A 3,195-nucleotide genomic window follows, 5' to 3' on the forward strand; every position below is an offset into this window, starting at 1 on the left:
TTTCAAAACACGCTTTTTAAACTTAATTCAAAACATTGTTTTCTCCTAGTGTTAGCTTATTTGCTGTTAGTAAATGGTCTTTCTGAAAAAGAATTTTAATTACTGTTATAAACAAGGACACTCCTGATATTAAGAATAGAGTTACCATATAAGTTAATAAACTCTCTCCTCCATAAATCACGGTGTAATACCCATCTGCTGCATATGTTGCTGGTAAATAGGATCCGACCGATTGATAAAAGTTGGACAACATTGTTTTTGGAACGATAACTCCTGAAGTTACTAGCTGTAATGAGAGAGTAAGAATGTTAAATAACATTCCGCCAGGTCCAAATAATACAACAAACATCTGTGTTAAGCTTAAAAAGGAAAAATAGACCAATATTTGAAATGCTCCGGTCTCAAATAATGTTGGTTTAATCTCAATATTGAAAATGAATAAAAATAATAAGGTGATAAAAGTTAAAAGAATAGAAGCACCCATATTAATAGTTTGTCTTGTGAAAAATATTGCCCATTTATTATACTGATCTTTTAATTTTGATGAAACAATATTTAGATTGAGACTCATGATCATAGAACCAACGAATGAAGCAAGTACAATCATCAATGGGACCATTGTTACTTCGAATCCGTCAACATTATTCGTTTTTGTGACTGATGTTTGAACCGATTGAATATTTAATGATTGCAGGACTTGTGCAATACTTTTTGAAACATTTTGAGCGAGCTCTTTTGATGGTACAGTTTCATCTAATTGTTTAGGTAAGTTAGAAAGGATAAGTTGCTGTTTATTGGAATAAACATGTAAGTTAATTGATTGAGTTATATTTTTTGCTGCTCCTTCCATGATTTGCTTTGCTAAAGGAGTATTTGCTTGATTAATGAAATAATTAATCTCTACTTTTTCTTTTTCTTGCAGTTGACTGGAGAACAGGGAAGGAATATGAATGACCATATCCAATTCTCGTTGATTCATATCTTTATTCGCAGAATCAAGGGATTTGTACGCAATAATCTTAAAGGGTATATTTTTTATCAGCTGGTTTTCAATCATTACACCCATTTGTTTATCTTCGTTTACTATTCCAATTTTTAATTTGTTTGACCGATCATAAACACCATCATACGCTGTCATCCATACACAGAAGAAAATCAATAAGAAAGAAATCGCTGTGGCAATTCCTACGAAAGTCTCAGAATGTTTAAAAAACTGTTTTAATATTTTCATAATTATATCCCCTTTACTAAAGTAAGTACATACTTGCATATGTGGTAAAAAAACTACTAGGGTTTTAATCCCCTAGCAAAAAGCTGAACACTGTGTTTGATAAAATCATTTTTGGAACTCGGTATGATATTGTGACCAAAGCGAGACTTAGATAGAAAATAGCCGAAATTAAGCCAGATAAAGTTCATAGCTTGAAAATCAATATCCGTCTCAATTAGCTTGCCTCTTCGATTCATCTCAGTAAAGTATGATACCATACTATTTTTTAATTGCTTTGGAATATCCATCATAGCATCATTAAACTCTGGGAACATATCAGCTTCTCTTAAACCAATCAAAACTAAGTCTTTAATTTTTTCCATATAGTTATGATATCCTTCTGAGATTAACCACAAATCATGCTCAAGATCCCAAATCATTTGTTCTTGGATGATTTTTTCTAACAAAGGTTGATATGATATTGATTGAAGAGCTGCTTCCATAATCCCCTTTTTATTTCCGAAATGACGGAAGATTGTTACTTCATTAACACCCGCTTTTTCTGCAATTGCACGGGTTGTTGTTCCTTTATATCCGTAATCACGAAATAATTCAATAAATGCTTTAATAATTCTTTCTGGTGTACTTTTTTGTTCATTCATAACCATCCAACTTTCGAAAGTAAATGTAAGTAATTACTTGCATAACTTAATGTAATTTAAAAAAATAAAAAAGTCAATTATTTTATGGTCTGGTCGAAAAAATATGTTTTAATAGGAGGGGGATAACTATAAAGTACACAATTTGGAGGCATCAAATGAAAATACATAAAACTATAATTATTGAACAAGAAGTAGAGTTATTACAGTCTATTACTTGTAACAAGTGTGGAAAGACTACTGAACTTTTTGGAAATGAGTTTCAGAGACAAACACAAGCGGAAGAGTTTCAAACCTTTGTTTGTGATTTTGGTTATGGTAGTAAATATGACTGTGAAAGATGGACTTTTGATTTATGCCAAGACTGCTTAACAGAATTCACAAAATCATTTAAGCATGAGCATAAAGTGACAGAATTATAAGTATGTGGAATATCTCTTTGAGTTGAAACTGACATATGTCAGTTGTTTCATTGGGTTAATGGCTAATTAGTCAAATATTTTTAATTAGTTTGTAAACAATAATGCTAAATGAAGAACTGGATTGTCTAAGTTATATATAAGAATTTTTAGTGTAGTGTAACATCTATGTGTGTAACCGAATCTACTCAATGACTACTAAGCAAAATTGTTGTTTCAGTCAATTAGTTTCTGTAAACTTTAATTGGAATTAAATTGAATTTAAGGAGGGGGAGTATTTCATGATAAAAGGAATCTACGAAGCACATTTACCTGTACGAAACCTTCGTGAATCCATTGAGTTTTATAAGAAATTGGATTTAGAAATTGCATATCAGTCTGAAAAACTCGTCTTTTTTTGGATTAAGAAAGGTAGCAGTTGGTTAGGTTTGTGGGAAACAGACAAAGTGGATACTCCATATCATCCCTCATTAAGGCATATTGCGTTGCATATTGACATTGAAGATATGGAAAGTGCAAAAGATTGGCTTCAGCAAAAAGGGATTGAAGTAACAACTAACTTCGGATTCACCCCAGAAAATCAACCACTTGTATTACCAAACAATCCTAATGCCCACGCCGCAATTTACTTTAAAGATCCAGATGGGAATTCTCTAGAATTAATAGCTCCATTAAGAATAGATTTTGAAGATCCGTTTAAGATGATGACGTTAGAAGAGTGGTACCGGAAAAAGAAATAATTTGTTTAGATAAAAAGGGTTATATTTTACATTCGAGGCTGAAAACAGAAAGAAATTGAAAATTTTAGGAAGATAGGGTGATGAATAGTTTTCATTATCCTTTTTTATTTTACTTTCAATTGTAATGATTATATTGCTTTTTATTTCACTTGAACAATCTATTATAC

At 31.3% G+C, this 3,195-nt stretch carries 4 protein-coding genes; 2 read left to right on the forward strand and 2 right to left on the reverse strand.

Translation table 11 applies throughout. The annotated features are described in order from the left end of the window. Positions 1 to 22 precede the first annotated feature (22 nt). A complete protein-coding gene (locus tag V7014_RS26290) occupies positions 23 to 1,231 on the reverse strand; it encodes a YhgE/Pip domain-containing protein (protein ID WP_335511941.1) in 1,209 nt (402 codons plus the stop codon). Positions 1,232 to 1,287: 56 nt separating this feature from the next. Then, entirely contained in the window at positions 1,288 to 1,872 is a 585-nt protein-coding gene (locus V7014_RS26295; protein WP_335511944.1) for a TetR/AcrR family transcriptional regulator, read from the reverse strand. A 155-nt stretch (positions 1,873 to 2,027) separates the two neighbouring features. Here V7014_RS26295 and V7014_RS26300 point away from each other — a divergent pair, with 155 nt between their 5' ends. Continuing rightward, a complete protein-coding gene (locus V7014_RS26300; protein WP_335511945.1) occupies positions 2,028 to 2,291 on the forward strand; it encodes a hypothetical protein in 264 nt (87 codons plus the stop codon). A gap of 278 nt (positions 2,292 to 2,569) precedes the next feature. Continuing rightward, positions 2,570 to 3,028, forward strand: coding sequence for a VOC family protein (locus V7014_RS26305; RefSeq protein WP_335511947.1), 459 nt, complete (start codon positions 2,570 to 2,572; stop codon positions 3,026 to 3,028). Positions 3,029 to 3,195 lie beyond the last annotated feature (167 nt).

The organism is Bacillus sp. JJ722, assembly GCF_036963345.1.
Lineage (GTDB): Bacteria > Bacillota > Bacilli > Bacillales > DSM-1321 > Bacillus_AD.